The organism is Thalassobaculum sp. (assembly GCF_965223715.1).
Lineage (GTDB): Bacteria > Pseudomonadota > Alphaproteobacteria > Thalassobaculales > Thalassobaculaceae > Thalassobaculum.
Genome location: NZ_OZ245012.1, coordinates 4,646,812 through 4,662,657 on the forward strand (window position 1 = coordinate 4,646,812; position 15,846 = coordinate 4,662,657).

General features: G+C 70.3%; 11 protein-coding genes. 3 read left to right on the top strand and 8 right to left on the bottom strand.

All coding sequences use genetic code 11. The features are described 5' to 3' along the window. The first annotated feature begins 8 nt into the window (after positions 1 to 8). On the top strand, positions 9 to 959 hold the full coding sequence (gene accD, locus ACOQOP_RS21535; RefSeq protein ID WP_420563872.1) for an acetyl-CoA carboxylase, carboxyltransferase subunit beta: 951 nt from the start codon (positions 9 to 11) through the stop codon (positions 957 to 959). Positions 960 to 1,164: 205 nt separating this feature from the next. After that, positions 1,165 to 2,379 carry a bifunctional folylpolyglutamate synthase/dihydrofolate synthase gene (locus ACOQOP_RS21540; protein WP_420563873.1) on the top strand — a complete coding sequence of 405 codons (1,215 nt, stop codon included), beginning with the start codon at positions 1,165 to 1,167 and terminating at the stop codon, positions 2,377 to 2,379. A gap of 148 nt (positions 2,380 to 2,527) precedes the next feature. Here ACOQOP_RS21540 and ACOQOP_RS21545 read toward each other — a convergent pair whose 3' ends face one another. Beyond that, positions 2,528 to 3,427 carry a TauD/TfdA dioxygenase family protein gene (locus ACOQOP_RS21545; RefSeq protein ID WP_420563874.1) on the bottom strand — a complete coding sequence of 300 codons (900 nt, stop codon included), beginning with the start codon at positions 3,425 to 3,427 and terminating at the stop codon, positions 2,528 to 2,530. 105 nt (positions 3,428 to 3,532) lie between these two features. Here ACOQOP_RS21545 and ACOQOP_RS21550 point away from each other — a divergent pair, with 105 nt between their 5' ends. Beyond that, a complete protein-coding gene (locus tag ACOQOP_RS21550; RefSeq protein WP_420563875.1) occupies positions 3,533 to 4,459 on the top strand; it encodes a LysR family transcriptional regulator in 927 nt (308 codons plus the stop codon). Between the two features lie 71 nt (positions 4,460 to 4,530). Here ACOQOP_RS21550 and trxA read toward each other — a convergent pair whose 3' ends face one another. The 7 genes from trxA to ACOQOP_RS21585 form a co-directional block, all read right to left on the bottom strand. Then, complete coding sequence (gene trxA / locus ACOQOP_RS21555) at positions 4,531 to 4,851, bottom strand: thioredoxin (protein ID WP_420563876.1); 321 nt, start codon at positions 4,849 to 4,851, stop codon at positions 4,531 to 4,533. Between the two features lie 62 nt (positions 4,852 to 4,913). After that, positions 4,914 to 8,378, bottom strand: coding sequence for a double-strand break repair helicase AddA (addA, locus tag ACOQOP_RS21560; protein WP_420563877.1), 3,465 nt, complete (start codon positions 8,376 to 8,378; stop codon positions 4,914 to 4,916). After that, positions 8,375 to 11,398 (bottom strand): double-strand break repair protein AddB, encoded by a 3,024-nt coding sequence (gene addB, locus ACOQOP_RS21565; protein WP_420563878.1) that lies wholly within the window; start codon positions 11,396 to 11,398, stop codon positions 8,375 to 8,377. The genes addA and addB overlap by 4 nt, the downstream gene beginning before the upstream one ends. An 18-nt stretch (positions 11,399 to 11,416) precedes the next feature. Next, positions 11,417 to 12,181 carry a nucleotidyltransferase family protein gene (locus ACOQOP_RS21570; RefSeq protein ID WP_420563879.1) on the bottom strand — a complete coding sequence of 255 codons (765 nt, stop codon included), beginning with the start codon at positions 12,179 to 12,181 and terminating at the stop codon, positions 11,417 to 11,419. Between the two features lie 21 nt (positions 12,182 to 12,202). Beyond that, positions 12,203 to 13,252, bottom strand: coding sequence for an aminoglycoside phosphotransferase family protein (locus tag ACOQOP_RS21575; protein ID WP_420563880.1), 1,050 nt, complete (start codon positions 13,250 to 13,252; stop codon positions 12,203 to 12,205). Next, positions 13,245 to 13,736 carry a tRNA (adenosine(37)-N6)-threonylcarbamoyltransferase complex ATPase subunit type 1 TsaE gene (gene tsaE / locus ACOQOP_RS21580; RefSeq protein WP_420563881.1) on the bottom strand — a complete coding sequence of 164 codons (492 nt, stop codon included), beginning with the start codon at positions 13,734 to 13,736 and terminating at the stop codon, positions 13,245 to 13,247. The genes ACOQOP_RS21575 and tsaE overlap by 8 nt, the downstream gene beginning before the upstream one ends. Further along, positions 13,733 to 15,685: an ATP-binding protein gene (locus tag ACOQOP_RS21585; protein ID WP_420563882.1), complete on the bottom strand. Its 1,953-nt coding sequence runs from the start codon at positions 15,683 to 15,685 to the stop codon at positions 13,733 to 13,735. The genes tsaE and ACOQOP_RS21585 overlap by 4 nt, the downstream gene beginning before the upstream one ends. Between the last annotated feature and the right edge of the window lie 161 nt (positions 15,686 to 15,846).

Below are 15,846 nucleotides of genomic sequence, written 5' to 3' on the forward strand. Positions count from 1 at the left end.
AGGCGGTAATGAACTGGCTCACCAGCTCGGTCCTGCCGAAGATCAAGGCCTGGGTCGGCGCCCGCGAGGTGCCGGACAACCTGTGGCACAAGTGCCCGTCCTGCGGCCAGATGCTGTTCCACCGGGACCTGGAGGAGAACTTCCAGGTCTGTACCGCCTGCGACCATCACCTGCGGATGACCGCCACCGACCGGCTCGCCATGCTGTTCGACAAGGGCGAGTACCAGACCATCGAGCTGCCGAAGACCGCACCCGATCCGCTGAAGTTCCGCGACCGCAAACGCTACACCGACCGCATGCGCGAGGCCCAGGTGAAGACCGGGCGCAACGACGCGATCATCGTCGCGCACGGCACGATCGAGACCGCGCCGGCGGTCTGCGCGGTGTTCGACTTCTCCTTCATGGGCGGCTCCATGGGCACCGGCGTCGGCGACGGCCTGGTCCGCGCCGCCCGTCTGGCGGAGACCCAGGATGCCGGCCTGATCGTGTTCCCGGCCTCCGGCGGCGCGCGCATGCAGGAGGGCATCCTGTCCCTCATGCAGATGCCGCGCACCGTGGCCGCTGTCGAGCGGCTGAAGGAGAAGGGGCTGCCCTTCATCGTCGTGCTGACCGACCCGACCACGGGCGGCGTGACCGCCTCATTCGCCATGCTGGGCGACCTGCACATCGCCGAGCCGGGCTCGATCATCGGCTTCGCCGGCCAGCGGGTGATCCAGGAGACCATCCGCGAGCAGTTGCCCGACGGGTTCCAGAAGGCCGAATACCTGCGCGAGCACGGCATGGTCGACGCGGTGGTCCACCGGCGCGAGCTGAAGGCCATGCTGGGACGGCTGCTCGGCCTGATGATGTTCCGCGAGCCCTCGGCCGACGTGGTCGCCCTGCCGCAGCCGGATCTCGACATTCCGGACCGCGACGACGAGGCGGAAGACGCCGAGATGGCGGAGCCCAAGAAGACCTGATCGTCGTCTAAGTTGCTAAAAATGGAGCAAATTCACACGATCGGATGTTTCCATCTGATCGTGAGTCGCTCTTGCGGAGGATAGGACCATAACCGCCCCGTCGCCCGCCGCCAGCGCCGATATCCAGGCTCCGGACGCCATCCTGGCGCGCCTGCAGACGCTGCATCCCAAGGCCATCGATCTGTCCCTCGGCCGCATCGAGCGGTTGCTGGAGCGCCTCGGCAATCCGCAGCGCTCCCTGCCGCCGGTGATCCATGTGGCCGGCACCAACGGCAAGGGCTCCACCATCGCCTATCTGCGGGCGATCCTGGAGGCTGCGGGCCATCGGGCGCATGTCTACACCTCGCCCCATCTGGTGCGCTTCAACGAGCGCATCCGGCTGGCCGGGGACCTGATCGACGACGCCACCCTCGCCGCGGTGCTGGAGGAATGCGAGGCGGTGAACGGCGGCGAGCCGATCACCCTGTTCGAGATCACCACGGCGGCCGCCTTCCTGGTGTTCTCGCGGGTGCCTGCCGACGTCCTGCTGCTGGAGGTCGGGCTCGGCGGACGGTTCGACACCACCAACGTGGTCGAGCGGCCGCTGGCCACCGTGATCACGCCGGTTTCCATCGACCATGTCGGCTTCCTCGGCGACACGATCGAGAAGATCGCCTTCGAGAAGGCCGGGATCATCAAGCCGGGCGTGCCGCTGATCGTCGGCCCGCAGGACCCGCGCGCCCTTCAGGTGATCGCCGACCGGGCGGCGGAGCTGGCGGCGCCGATGACCGTGTTCGGTCGCGATTACACGGTGCGACGCGAGGGTGACGACCTGGTCGTGGAGGCAGGCGGCGAGGCGGAAGTCCTGCCGCTGCCGTCGCTGCCGGGGGACCATCAGATCGACAATGCGGCCGTGGCGGTCGCCGTTGCCCGGCTGGTGACGGGCTCGCTCTCCAACAGTACGGTGGACCGGGCCACCGGCCTGCGCACTGTCGCCTGGCCGGCGAGGATGCAGCAGCTGACGCGGGGTCCGCTCGTGGAGATGCTGCCCGACGGGTGGAGCCTGTGGCTGGACGGCGGGCACAATGCCGATGCGGGCCGCGCGGTCTCGGCCCAGGTCGCGGCCTGGCGTCGAGAGCGGCCGGAGGAGCCGGTGCATCTGATCGTCGGCATGCTGAACACCAAGGCGGCCGACGACTACCTGCGCCCCTTCGCGGGGCTGCCGGAGAGCGTGTCCACCGTGACCATCCCCGGCGAGACGGCCAGCCTGTCGGCCGAGGCGGTCGCGGCGATGGCCGGCACCGCCGGCCTGGCGGCGGCGGCGCGGGAAAGCGTGGCCGAGGCCCTGGCTGGGATCGTGGCCGGCGGTGGGGAGCGGGGTCGTGTGCTGATCGCCGGATCCCTGTATCTCGCCGGACGGGTGCTGGCGGAGAACGGGTAGCGCGCCGCCCTTCGGGAAGCCCGCCCTTCGACACGCCCCCGGAACAAGTCCGGGGCTGATCAAGATGAGGTCAATCCAAATACAGCAGGACCTCATCCTGAGCAGGAGCGAAGCGACGTGTCGAAGGGCGGTGCGGGACCAGCTTGCCTCAGGCCGGGGTGGGGACGCCCTCGCCGACCAGGGTCACCCGGTGCATGATCCGGCGCGTCGTGCGGTTATCGAACGGCTCCACCGAATGCATGGTGCAGCGGTTGTCCCACATGATGACGTCATGCGGCTCCCAGACATGGCGGTAGACGAACCGCTCGTCGATCGAATGGGCGGTGAGCTCGTCCAGCAGTGTCCGGGCCTCAGAGTCCTCCATGCCCTTGACCGTCACCATGGTGTGGGGCGAGAGGAACAGGCTCCTGCGGCCGGTCACCGGATGGCGCTTCACGAGCGGGTGGCGAACCGGCGGCAGGTCGTCATAGGTGCCCTGGTCGATCTTGCCGGCGAGTTCCGGGGCGGTGCGCAGGATGTGGTCATGGGCGTGGATCACCCAGAGCCCCTCGATCCTCGCTTTCATCTCGTCGCTCAGCGCGTCGTAGGCTGCGTACATGTTGGCGAACAGGGTGCTGCCGCCTTCGCGGGTGATCTCGATGCCGTGAAGGATCGACCCTTTGCTCGGGACCTCCCGGAACGAGCTGTCGGTATGCCAGCGCCAGGACTGGTTTAGGTACTGCCAGGCCGTGTCGGTGGGCGGCACGATGTTGCCGCTCTCGTCCACGTTGGACACCCGGTAGATCGCCTTGTTGCGCGACGAGCGGTGGGCGACGGAGGGATGGATCTCGAGCCGGCCGAACCGCTCGCCGAAGGCGATGTGCTGCTCGTCGGTGATTTGCTGGTCGGGAAAGACGAGCAGCAGGTGCTCCATCCAGAGCGCGTGGACGGCTTCCACGGTCGCCCCGTCGAGCGGTTGCGAGAGATCGACGCCGCGGACGGTGGCGCCGATATGCGGATGGCGTTTCTCGACGGTGATGCTGTCGGCAAGGGTGTGGGCGACGGACATGGCGGCGTTCTCCCTGAAGGTCGTTTTCTCCAGGTCAGCCTGATCGGTCTCGCTCAGAATATGAAATTATCATAATTTAGATTTCTCATTATCTGGAGTGATGTTGTGCTGTCCGTCGAGCGCATGCGGGTGTTCGCCGCCGTCTACGAGGAAGGGTCCTTTACCGCGGCGGCGGAACGGCTGAACGCCACCCAGTCCGGCGTGTCGCAGCAGATCGCCCGGCTCGAGCGGGCGTTGGGGGCCCAGCTCCTCGAGCGCGGCGCCCGGGGTGCGGTCGCCACACCGGCCGGCCGGCAGCTCTACGCCCGGTCGATCGCCCTGCTGCGGGAGATCTCCGCCGTCGAGCGCGGGATCGCCGCGCTCGGAAAGGGGGCGACGGGCAGCGTCACCCTTGGCGCCATGCCGGCGCTGACCCGATCGATCGCCGGGCCGGTCCTGCGGCGATACCTGGCGGCGAACCCGAACGTCACAATCAACCTGGTCGAGCGATCGAGCGCCGAGCTGATCGAGGAGGTGGTGAGCGACCGGCTGGACGCCGCCCTCGTCCCGGTCTTCGACGCCCCGGCTTCCCTGCGGTGTCGACTTCTGGGCCGCACCCGGGAGGTGCTGATCGCCCGGGCCGGCACCGCCCACATGCACATGCGGCCGGTCGATGTCGGGACGGTCACGCCGATGCGCCTGATCCTCCAGTCGGAGGGCACCATCCGCCGACGTCAGGTGCTGGCCTATCTGCGGTCCCGGGGCGTGGAGCTGGACGCGCTCATGGACATGGACAGCATGTTCGGCACGCTCGAATTCGTTCAGAACAGCTATTTCATGACGATCGTTCCGGCGGTGATGGTGGCGCCGGAGATCGATGGCCGGGCCCTGTGCGTCCGGCCGCTGGAGCATGACGGTCTGGCGCTGGAGGTGATGGCGGTCGCCCCGTCGCGGCGCGAGCCATCGCCGATTGTGACCGCGATCCTCGACCTGTTCGAAGACGCGATCGCCGAGTTCGAGCGGGGGCTGAACCTCCGCCTCGCCGGCGCCTGAAGCGACCGCAAACACGAACGGCCCCGCCGAAGCGGGGCCGTCCTGTCAGGCAAACTGGGTCGCGTAAGCGATCAGATCGAGGACTCGATCCACTGCTTGAGCTGGGTCTCCGGCAGCGCGCCGATCTTCTGGGCGTGGACCTGACCGTCCTTGAACACCATCAGGGTCGGAATGCCACGCACGCCATAGGCGGCCGGGGTCTTCGGGTTGTCGTCAATGTTTAGCTTGACGACCTTCACCTGCTGGCCGAGCTCGTCGGAGATCTTCTCCAGGGACGGGCCGATCATCTTGCACGGGCCACACCACTCGGCCCAGAAGTCGACGACCACAGGGGTGTCGGATTTCAGGACGTCCTCGTCGAAGGAGGCGTCGGAAACCGGGCTTGTCGTCATCGAATCATCCTTTCGCGGTTCCTCCGGCGGAGAGCGGAGATTAGGAACGCCGCCGGTCATGGTCAAGGCAATGCGCCAACCCCTTGAAGCAACGGGTCCGGGAGGGGCATCAGGGTCGGACCGTCCGTCCAAAGCAGGGCGCAACGCACCGCCCGGCCGGGATATAGGGACGCCACCAGCGACCTATAGGTGGCCATCTGGCGTATATATGTGTCGGCGACGGCATCAATTGAAGACGGTGGCGGCCGATTGGTCTTGTAATCGACGATAAGGACCTCCTCGGCGCCCACCGCAAGCCTGTCGATTCGTCCCGACACGATCTGCAGGCCCTCCGATCCGGTGACCTGGCCGACGATCGGCACCTCGGCGCGGGAGCCGGGGGCGAAGACCGGCGCGAATCCGGGATCGTTCAGAACCGCCAGCACTTCCTCCAGCCAGGCCTCCACTTGCTCCTCGGTCAGCGCGTGGACCGGGCGGGCGAGCAGGGCGCGGCCGGCCTCGCGGCGGCGGGCGGGCTCCATGTCGGGGAGAAGCTGGAGCAGGCGGTGCAGCAGCACGCCGCGCTTGAACGGGTCCGTCCCGTCGCGCTGCAGCGGCGAGCGCACCGGCGGCTCGTCGGAGGCCGGGCGGGACGGGGCCAGCGGGCGCGGCGGGGTCGGTTCGCGGGGGGCAGCAGCGCGGGCCCAGACGGGCAGGGGAGCGGGGACGGGGGCTGCCGCCTGCGCCTTGGCATCAGGCAGCGCCACCTCCTGCGGCGTCGCGAGCACCAGGGTGCCGTCCTCGCCTTCCGCAGCGATGGCGGGCAGGCCGGCGCGGGCATGGCCGAACCAGCCCTTGTCGATCGGGTCGCGCTTGCCCTTCCAGCCGCAGACGATCAGCCGGTCCTCCGCCCGTGTCATGGCGACATAGAGCAGCCGGCGATATTCCTCCTCCATCGCCTCGCGGGCCTTCGCCCGGGCCCCGGCGGAGACCGCATCGGCGCTGGCGCTGGACGGCGCCCAGAGCGGCAGGGCCACGGTGTCCCCGTGCCAGACCACGGCGTCGCGAAGCTGCGGCGGGCGCACCGTGTCGGGCAGGATGACGATCGGCGCCTGCAGGCCCTTGGCCCCGTGCACGGTCATCACCCGCACCTGATCGACCTCGCCGCCCTCCAGCTCCCGCTTCACCTCCTGCTCGCTGGTCGCCACCGCGTGCAGGAAGCTTTGCAGCGAGGGCGGGTTCTCGCGCTCGTCGTCCAGGGCCTGGGCCAGGAACTCGTCGATCGCGTCCTCGCACTCGGGACCGAGCCGGGCGACCAGCCGCTCGCGGCCGCGCTCGGCCGACAGGATCTGCTGGTAGAAGGCGTGCGGCGGCAGATGGCGGGCCATGGTCGACCAGCGGGCGAGCCGTCGGGCCGCCCGGCCGAAGACGGCGCTGTCCTCCGCCCGGCGCCACAGCTCGGCCCACAGGCGCTTCTCCCGGCGGCCCTGGGCGAGGTCGAGCAGATCCTCCTCGCTCAGCCCTACCAGCGGGCTCTTCAGCACGGTGGCCAGGGTCAGGTCGTCGTCGGGCAGCAGCAGCGCCTCGCCCAGCGCGATCAGGTCGCGCACCGCCATCTGTTCGGTCAGCACCATGCGATCCACGCCCGCGACCGGCACGCCGGCGGCCTTCAGCGCCCGCACCAGTTCCGTGACGAACGCCCCGCGCCGTCGCACCAGCACCATGACGTCGCCCGGTCGGATCGGCCGGTTCTTGGCCTCCAGCATCTCGCCCGAGGCGATCCAGCCGGCGATGCGGCCGGCGATGGTCTGGGCGAGGCGGGTGACCGGGGCGTCCATGGAGGCGCGGGTCAGCGGCGGCGACCAGAAATCAGCCTCTTCCTCCTCCATCGGCTCGATCACCGGCCAGAGCTCGACCCGCCCGGCCTGGCCGGTGCGGCTGGCCCGATGGGCGATCGCGCGCGCGACGCCGGAGACGATCTCGGCCACACCCTGGCGCGCATCCTCGCGGGCGAAGACGGCGTCCACCGCGCTCAGCACGGCGGCGGTGGAGCGGAAGGAGACCTGCATCTGCACGTCGCGGAAGCGCTGCTCGGCCTCGACCACGCGCCGGGCGAAGTACTCGCGGGCGAGGGTGAAGCCGGCCGGGTCGGCGCCCTGGAAGCTGTAGATCGACTGTTTGACGTCGCCCACCGCGAAGATGGTGCGCGGCCGCTCCGGCTCCCGCTCGGCGACGGCACCCAGACCGGAGAAAAACTCCTCGGCCAGCGCGCGGACGATCTCCCACTGGGCCGGGCTGGTGTCCTGGGCCTCGTCGATCAGGATGTGCTCCAGCCCCTCGTCGAGCTTGAACAGCACCCAGGCCGCCGTGCCGGGGGAGGCCAGCAGGCGGCGGGCCCGCTCCACCAGATCCTCGAAATCGAGCAGGGCGCGGCGCGACTTGGCGGCGGCGTAGGCGTCGATGATGGCGCCCGACAGGCGGATCAGCGCGGCCGAGCGTAGGGCGGTGTCCAGTGCTTTGCGGGCCTCCTCCACGGCCAGGATGCGCTCCGCCTCGCGGGTCAGGTCGTCGACCACACTGGGCGCGCGTTCCACCACGCCCTTGGTGGCGAGCCGAGCCTGCACCGCGCCCTCCTGGGTCAGCAGCGCGCGCTTGTAGTCGTCCCAGGCGACGGCCCGCGCGTCGCCGTCGGGCAGGGCGAGCCAGGCGAACAGGGCTTCAGCCCGCTTCGCGTCGGTCTTGCCCCCGGCGGCCAGGGCGCTGGCGGCCTCGTGCAGGGTGTCGCGGTCGAAGGCACCGTCCTCGCTGGCAGTCCGGCGCAGGGTCCAGTCGGTCTGGGCCGGACCGGTGCCCAGGGTGGCGTGCAGCCGGGCGGTCATCGCCTCGATCCCACCGGCGGCTTCCACCGACCGGGTCAGGCGGGTGCGCTGGACCAGCATGGTCTTCAGCAGGTCGCGCACGGTCTGCTCCGCCGCCCGTTCCGTCACGACCGCTAGGGCATCGGCCAGATCGCCGTCGGCCCCGCCGCGGGCGCGTTCCAGCACGGAGCGCTCGGCATCCTCCAGCAGGGTGGCGGCCGCCCGGTCGTCGGCCAGGCGGAAGTTCGGCGGCACACCGGCCTCCAGCGGGAAGCGGCCGAGCAGGGACTGGGCGAAGGCGTGGATGGTCTGAATCTTCAACCCGCCCGGCGCGTCCAGCACCTCGGCGAAGAGACGCCGCGCCTTGGCCATCCGGTCCTGGGTCGGCACCCGTCCGTCCAGCGCCTCCAGTTCCGCCCCCAATCCCTCGGCGTCCAGCACGGTCCATTTCGCCAGGGTGCGCGACAGGCGGGTGGCCATTTCGGCTGCCGCCGCCTTGGTGAAGGTCAGGCAGAGCAGCCGCTGCGGCTTCGTGCCGGCCAGCAGCAGGTTGAGAAGCCGGTCGGTCAGCACCTTGGTCTTGCCCGACCCCGCCGAGGCGGCGACCCACGCGGAAACAGCGGGATCGGCGGCCTCGCGCTGGTTGCGGGTGGCCTCTTCCACTGCGCTGAGGGGATCGACCGAGCTCATCCCTCGCCCTCCTCGCCGGCCGACCAGTCGCCGGTGCGCGCCAAGTGGTCGTAGTCGTTGAAGCGCAGGCTGCGGCGCGGATCCGGGGCGGCGTGGTAGGGCGTGGTCTCGTCGTCGAAGGCGGCGATCAGCGCCTGCAACCCGTCACGGGCATTCTCCACCAACTCAGGGACGATCGCGTCGACCGCATCGATCCTCCCCGGCGGAGTGCCGCCGCCGACCCGCCAATATTCCAGCGAGGCGACGTCGGCCGCCGCCAGACCGGCTTCGGTGAAGCCGCCGGCCATCAGGATCATCGCCTCCAACGGAAGCTGTGGCGCCCGGCCAGCCTTCAGGTCGCCCAGGGTCGGGTTGGAGCCGGTCTTGTAGTCGACGATCGCGTAGGTGCCGTCGCCGCGCCTGTCGATCCGGTCGGCGGTTCCTTCCAGGACGAAGTCGCCACCCGGTCCCGCCAGGGTCACGTGTCCCTTTCGCTCGGTGGCGGAATAGTCGAGAGACTTGCGCCGCTCGCGTTCGACCTCCACGAACCAGCGGGCTACCCGCTCGAAACGCGGCCACCAGAAGGCCCAGACGCCGGGCCGGTCCATATGGGCGGCGAAGCTTCGTTTGCCGTACTCGATCAGCACCTCGGCGGGGTCGGGCGGCAGGTCGCGGGGGTGGTCGCGGACGAAGGCGTCCAGCGCCTCGTGGATCGCGTTGCCCCGCTCGATGGCGCCGACCTCCTGATCCAGCGGGTCGAGTTTGCGCAGCTTCAGAATGTAGCGGGCGTAGATCGAATAGGGGTCGCGCAGCCAGGTATCGATCCGGGTGACCGACAGCCGACGCGGCCGCTGGTTCAGGCGGGGGCGCGGCTCCGGCGGGCGGCCGGGGTCGGGCGCGGCGGGCGTGTCGAGCTGTGCGTGCCAGTGGGCGGGGGCGCGCCAAGACGTCAGCCGCTCCTCGCTGTGCAAGGCGCGGGCGACGGTGTCGAGCCGCAGCAGCCAGCGCGACGGGATGGTGGGGCTGCCGTCGACCCGCTGGGCGCGGGTGAGGAAGACCTCGCGGCCGCCCATGGCCATGGCGACGTCATGGGCCGCCTTGCCGATGGCGAGATCGATGGAGGGCAGGCCGAAATCCCGGCGCATCGGGCGGCTCATCCACGGATCCGGCTTCGGCTCGGCTGGCCAGGTGCCTTCGTTCAGACCGCCCAGGATCACTCGGTCGAAGGCGAGCAGCCGGGCCTCCAGCACCCCGAGGATGTGCAGGCGCGGGTGGCTGCCGTAGCGCGGGCGCACGACCCGGCCTTCCAGCAAGGCGTCGAACAGGCCGGGCCAGTCGCGGCCGGCGATCGGCTCCATGCCGGCGGCCCCGTCGGCGAACTCGTTGGACAGCCGGGCCAGCGCCTCGCCGGCTTCGCCGACCCAGAGACGCAGGCTACCGTGCATGTCGTTGGAGGTGGCCAGCACCTCGGCCGCGCGCAGATGGGCGTCCAGGATCTCCGGCACGGCCACGGCGGGCTGGGACAGTGCTGCTTCCAGCGGGCCGAGCGCGTCGGCCAGTCGGTCGCAGAATCCGATCAGGGCACCGATGACCTCGTCGGGCAGTTTGTTCGCCGGTCCCGTCACCTCCACCGCCCGCCGCAGCCCTGCCAGACCAGGGGCGGGGCGGGGGCCGCGCAGGATGTCGCGGTCCAGCCGCTCGACCAGCCGCTCGAACCGCTCCGGTGTGTGGCCGCAGCCGCTCAGCGGGTGCTTCAGCAGCGACAGCAGGGCGACCGGGGCGCAGTCCGTCGCCGCCCGAGCCAGCAGCCGCAGGAACACCGCCGGCGGACTGTTGGACAGGGGCGCGCCGCCGGAATCGTTGACCTCCAGCCGCTCGCCGCCGTCCTGCTCGATCCGCCAGCGGCGCAGCTCGACCGAGACCCGACGGGCCAGGCGACGGTCGGGGGTGACTAGGGCGGCGGTCTTGCCCGGCTGCTCCAGCACCTCGCGCATCAGCAGGGCGATGATCCCGGCCTCCTCGCGCGGCGAGGCGGCGTCGATCCGGGTGATGCCGTCGAAGGCGGCGGGGGTCGGCGCGTCGGGTGCGGTGGAAAGGCCGCGCCAGGCCTCGGTCGTGGCGGCCGGCCGCATGGTCTCGCGGATCAGCCGGTCGCGGCCGCCGGTGAGCGAGGGCGACCAGTCGCGCACCTCCGCCCGGGTGATGCCCAGCGTGCGCAGCAGGCTGTGCAGCCCGTGCTGCGGGTGGGTCGGGTCGTTGCCGATCGCGGCCCAGCTCAGCGCATCGCTGTCCATGTCCAGCCCGGGCAGCACTATGGCGCCCGCCGGCAGCTCCAGCACCGCCCGCATCAGCTCGGCCGTCGCCGGGATCGATCCGGTGGAGCCGGCGACAATGACCGGGGTGCTCGGCGGGTTGGCACGCAGGGCGGCGGCCTCGGCCCGCATCAGCGCGTCGCGCCGGGCCATCGGATCGATCGCCGCCAGTTCGTCCAGTCGGCCCGGCCAGACCTCCGTCACGATCTTCAGGAAGGCGATCGTCTTCTCCCAATGGGCGGCATAGGCGTCGGGGGCGAGATCCTTCAGCGCGGCGAAGTCGAGCCCGTGCATCTGGACCTCGTCGATCAGCCGGGCCAGGGCGGCGGCCAGACGATAGGCGTGTTCGGGGGTGTCCGGGGTGGCACTGTCGGGATCGGCCCGCAGGTAGGCGGTGACCAGGCGCATCAGCTCCAGATGGCGCTGCAGGTCGGGGATCGCCGGCGGGATCTCCAGGGCGCCGGCGGCACCGGCCTCCGAGCCCGCCTCCACGTCCAGCAGGTCCTCGTCCACGTCGGAGACGGTGGAGAGTTTCGGCAGCAGCATCGGCCGCCCGTCGCCGAAGCGCAGGAAGGCGTCGGCCGCCGAGCGCAGCGCGCGCCGGGTCGGCAGCAGCAGCCGCACGTCGGTCAGCGCGATCGGATCGCCGCCCACCCGCTCCCAGACGCCCGCGGCCAGCCGGTCCAGGAACGGCGTGCCGATGGGGATGGTGTAGACGCGGTCGGTCATCCGGCTCCGCTTGGGGTCCTAGAAGAAGGGCACGTCGGCGAGGTGACCGGCGGCGAAGCGCTGGTTGGCGCGCTCCAGATCGGCCGGCGTGGAGATATGGTACCAGAGCCCGTCATGCAGCGCGCCGAAAAGCCGGGCCTGCTCCTCCGCCCGGTCGTAGAGCTTGCGCATGGAGAAGGCGCCGTCCGGGGCGTCGGCGAAGACCCGGGGATGGACGATGGACACGCCCATATAGGCGTAGGGCGCGACCCGGGCCTCGTCGCGGCTGGTCAGGCGGCCGATCTCGTCCATGGTGTAGTCGCCATAGCCGTGCCAGCCGAGCACACGGGCGAAGGGATAGAGGAGGAGCTGGATGTCCATCTTCTCCGCGTCCCAGGTATCGGCGAAGCGGTGCAGGGCGTTGCGCATGCCGTCGAGCCACACGCTGTCGCCGTTGATCACGAAGAACGGCTCGTCGCCCAGATGGGGCAGGGCGTTCTTCACGCCGCCGCCGGTCTCCAGCACCGTGTCCTCGTGGATCACGGTGATGGAGGGATCCTTGCGGCGCTCGACATAGCGGGCGACGTAGTCGGACAGGTAGTGGGTGTTGATCACCACCCGCTTCACCCCGGCATTCTTCAGATGCTCCAGGGTGCGCGCCAGGATCGGCACCTCGCCGACCGGCACCATGGGCTTCGGCAGGTTGTCGGTGATCGGCGCCAGGCGGGTCCCGCGGCCGGCGCACAGGACCATGGCGGTCTCAGGCAGCCAGTCGGGCCGGCGGCTCAATCCGGGCAGCAGCATGCGTGTGTCCTCAGCGGTCTTTCATCGTTTGATTTCCGGGCTGATCGAGCTCGGCAGGCGCACATCCGGCTCGGGGATGCGGCGCATGGAAGACGGCATCTCCCGGTCGAGCCAGGCCGCGACGTCGTCCAGCCCGGCTCGCTCGATATCGGCCTCGATATGGGCCCAGCAGCGCGGGATATGAACCATGTAGCTGGTGCGGCCGAAAAAGCCCTGCTGGCGGCCGAACTGGCCGAGGATCTTGATCGCCCGCTGGGCCCCGAGCGCGTGATAGGCGCGCAGGAAGGCATCCCAGTCCGCCACGCTCCGCCGGTCGCGATAGCGCTCCAGCATGGCCGCCTCCAGCCCCGGCGCCAGATCGCGGCGCGCGTCCTGCAGCAGCGAGACCAGGTCGTAGGCCGGGCTGCCGGACAAGGCGTCCTGGAAGTCAAGCAGGCCGCAGCGGGCCAGCCCCTCGCGCCCCTCCAGGATCATCAGGTTGTCCACATGGAAGTCGCGCAGCACCAGCGTGTCGGCCCCGTGGGTCATCACCGGCACCGCCGCGCGCCAGGCGGCGCGATAGGCCTCGGCTGTCTCCTCCGGCACCACGTCGCCCAGGGTGAGCGGCGCGTACCAGCGCAGCATCCGGTCGGCCTCCTCCACCAGCCGGCCGCCGTCATAGGGCGGGGCGGAGAAGCCGATCTCCGGTGCGCGGTCGTGCAGGTCAGCCAGCAGGTCGACGGCGAGGGCGTACAGCGCCTCCTCGCTCCAGACCCGCTCGTCCGGATCGGCCAGGATGCGGGTAAAGGTGCGGTCCCCGAAATCCTCCAGCAGGAGGAGGCCGGCGGGCACGTCCTGGGCCAGGATTGCCGGCGCGGAATAGCCGAATCGGCGCAGTTGTCCGGCGATGTCCAGGAACGGGCGCACGTCCTCCAGGCCCGGCGGCGCGTCCATCAGGACGGCGCGGGCGCCGTCGCGCAGGACGCGGTGATACACCCGGTAGGACGCATCCTTGGCCAGCAGCGTGACCTCGGCACCCGCCCAGCCGGCGGTCTCCAGGAAGGACTTGATCTCGGTCTCGCGGTCACTCACCCGGCAGGGTTCCCGTCTCGATGTCGCCAAGGCGGCCGATCCAGCGCCCATGAGGGGTAAGCCGGGCGAGCCGCCGGTCGCTTCCATGGCATATTTCGAGCGCGAGTTCGAGCCGATCCGACGGCAGATGCGTACCGAGCCGGTCCGGCCATTCCACCAGCACCACCGCCTCGGAGAACGCCTCCAGCAGTCCGAGCTCTTCCACTTCGCCCGGGTCGCCCAGACGGTACAGGTCGCAGTGCCACACGGTGCCGCGGTCGCCCTCATAGGGCTGAACGAGGGTGAAGGTCGGGCTCGGCACTTCGGCGTCCGGATCGTCCAGCCAGGCGCGCACGAAGGCGCGGGCGAGTTCGCTCTTGCCGGCGCCCAGCGGGCCGGTCAGCAGGATCGCCATGCCCGGCTCCGCCCAAGCGGCGAGCAGGGCGGCAAGGCGGTGGGTGGCGTCCAGGTCGTCCAGGGAGAGAGGCAGGGGCGGGGGCGTCACGCGGTCTCTTCCCCAGCCTCGTCGGTCTCGCGCCTGCGCGGATGGCGGGGCACGGTGCACACCACCTCGGTTCCCTCGCCTGGGGCGGAGGTCAGGCTGACCGTGCCGTCATGCAGCTCGATCAGCGATTTCACCAGGGCGAGACCGAGCCCGGCGCCGCTGGAGCGGCCGCGGCGCTCGAACCGTTCGAACACCCGGCTCTGGTCGTCCAGCGCGATGCCCACGCCGGTATCCTTGACGATGAACGCCACCACTTCGCCGCGATCCTCCACCGACAGCATCACGTCGCCGCCCTCCGGGGTGAAGGCGATGGCGTTGGAGACGACGTTGTACAGCGCCTGGGTGAATCGGCGCTCGTCCACCTCGATCGGCGCCAGATCGGTCGGGCACTGCACCGACAGGCCGACGCCGCGGGCCCGGACCCGCTCGCGGGCCAGGGCCTCGACCGCGTTGGCCAGGTCGGCCGGCGCGATCTCGGTGCGTTCCAGCTCCAGGTAGCCGGCCTCGATGGAGGCGAGGTCGAGGATGTCGTTGACCAGCCGGACCAGCCGGTTGGAGGAGCCGAGGATGGCATTGGCGTAGTCCTTCTGCCGGTCGTTCATTGGCCCGGCATATTCCTGCTCCAGCACCTCAGAGAAACCGATGATGGCGTTCAGCGGCGTGCGCAGCTCGTAGGAGACGTTGGCCAGGAACTCGCTCTTCAGCCGGTCGGCGGTCTCCAGCGCCTCGGTGCGCTCCTGCAGGGCGGCCTGCACCGCCAGGGTGTCCGTCACGTCGCGGAAATTGAGCAGGGTGGCGCCGTCTGGCAGGGGTACCACCGCGAAGTCGAGGGCGAGACCGTCGGTCAGGTGCACCGTGCCGCTGGTCGCCTCCCGGCCGGCGAGGTAGCTCATCCACTCGGCCTTGATGTCGGTCCAGGGACGGTCGGTCGGGAATTTCGGACGCATCGCCTGGAACACCACCTCGGCCGGCGGTTCCGGTTCCAGGAAGACCGGCTCCTCCGGCGTGCCGCGCAGACCCCACTGGGCGCGGAAGGTCGGGTTCGAGAGCTTCATGCGGCTGTCGACGCCGAACACCACGATGCCCTCGTATAGATTGTCCAGGGTCTCCTGCTGCACGGCGGTCAGGGTGTTGTAGGACCGCTCCAAGGTCAGCCGGTCGGTGACGTCCTCGAAGGTCATCAGCAGGCCGCCGAACGGGTGCGGCGTCACGACCATTCGGATCGTGCTGTCGTCGGGTAGGAACAGCAGCTCCTCATGGGCGTCGATCAGGGTGGTGAACAGCCGGTTGAAGTCGTCGCGCCAGGCGCGGAAGTCGGACTGCTCGGGCAGGCGCCGGCTCTCCCGCGCCATGTCCAGCACCTCCGACAGGGTCGGGCCGGCCTCCAGGCGGGCCGGCTCGATCTCCCACATCAGGGCGAAGGCGGTATTGGCGAAGACCACGCGACGGTCGGGACCGAACACGGCGATGGCGCTGTTCAGCTTCTCCAGCACCTCCGCATGGGCATCCACATGGCGGGCGAGGTCGGACTGGATCTGCTCCAGGGCGGTCACGTCGCGACCCATGCCGATGGTCCCGCCTCCGGCACTGGCCGCCAGCGGTGTCTCGAAGATCTCAAACAGGCGACGGTCGCCGTCGATCACAAGGTTCCGGCTCTCGCTCTGGACCCGCCCGGTCTCCCGCGCCCGGGTGGCGAGCGCGGCGCCGCGCTCCAGGTCGCTGGCCAACGGCACGGCGGCGGCGTTGACGAAGCCGATCGCTCCGGTCGCGTCCCGCCGCCAGGTCGGGCTCGGGAGGGCGGCCAGAGTGGCGTCGGGTGCCATCCGCCGCAGCTGTTGCAGTTCCGATTCGAGCTCGGATACCCGCTGACTGCGCCGAAAGGCCATCCAGCCCAGGAGACCGGAAACCAGCCCCAGCAGCGCGATGGCGCCCCATGAAAGCGGGGTCATGGCCGCGTTCTCCCCTCCGGCGGCGGGCAAGGATCCGACCGCCCGCCGATAGTCGATGTTTTATTAGAATCCTTTTTCACATCCGAAGCCTAGCCGCCTGCGATCGGCAAGTCGACGCTCGCCGGAGGCGGGCCGGACACGGCGCAACCAGGTGTACCCAT

What these genes read in the sequence shown, in the direction of transcription:
- addA (WP_420563877.1), bottom strand. Translation starts at nt 8,378, where the DNA reads ATGAGCTCGGTCGATCCCCTCAGCGCAGTGGAAGAGGCCACCCGCAAC.
- accD (WP_420563872.1), top strand. Translation starts at nt 9, where the DNA reads ATGAACTGGCTCACCAGCTCGGTCCTGCCGAAGATCAAGGCCTGGGTC.
- ACOQOP_RS21585 (WP_420563882.1), bottom strand. Translation starts at nt 15,685, where the DNA reads ATGACCCCGCTTTCATGGGGCGCCATCGCGCTGCTGGGGCTGGTTTCC.
- trxA (WP_420563876.1), bottom strand. Translation starts at nt 4,851, where the DNA reads ATGACGACAAGCCCGGTTTCCGACGCCTCCTTCGACGAGGACGTCCTG.
- addB (WP_420563878.1), bottom strand. Translation starts at nt 11,398, where the DNA reads ATGACCGACCGCGTCTACACCATCCCCATCGGCACGCCGTTCCTGGAC.
- ACOQOP_RS21570 (WP_420563879.1), bottom strand. Translation starts at nt 12,181, where the DNA reads ATGCTGCTGCCCGGATTGAGCCGCCGGCCCGACTGGCTGCCTGAGACC.
- ACOQOP_RS21545 (WP_420563874.1), bottom strand. Translation starts at nt 3,427, where the DNA reads ATGTCCGTCGCCCACACCCTTGCCGACAGCATCACCGTCGAGAAACGC.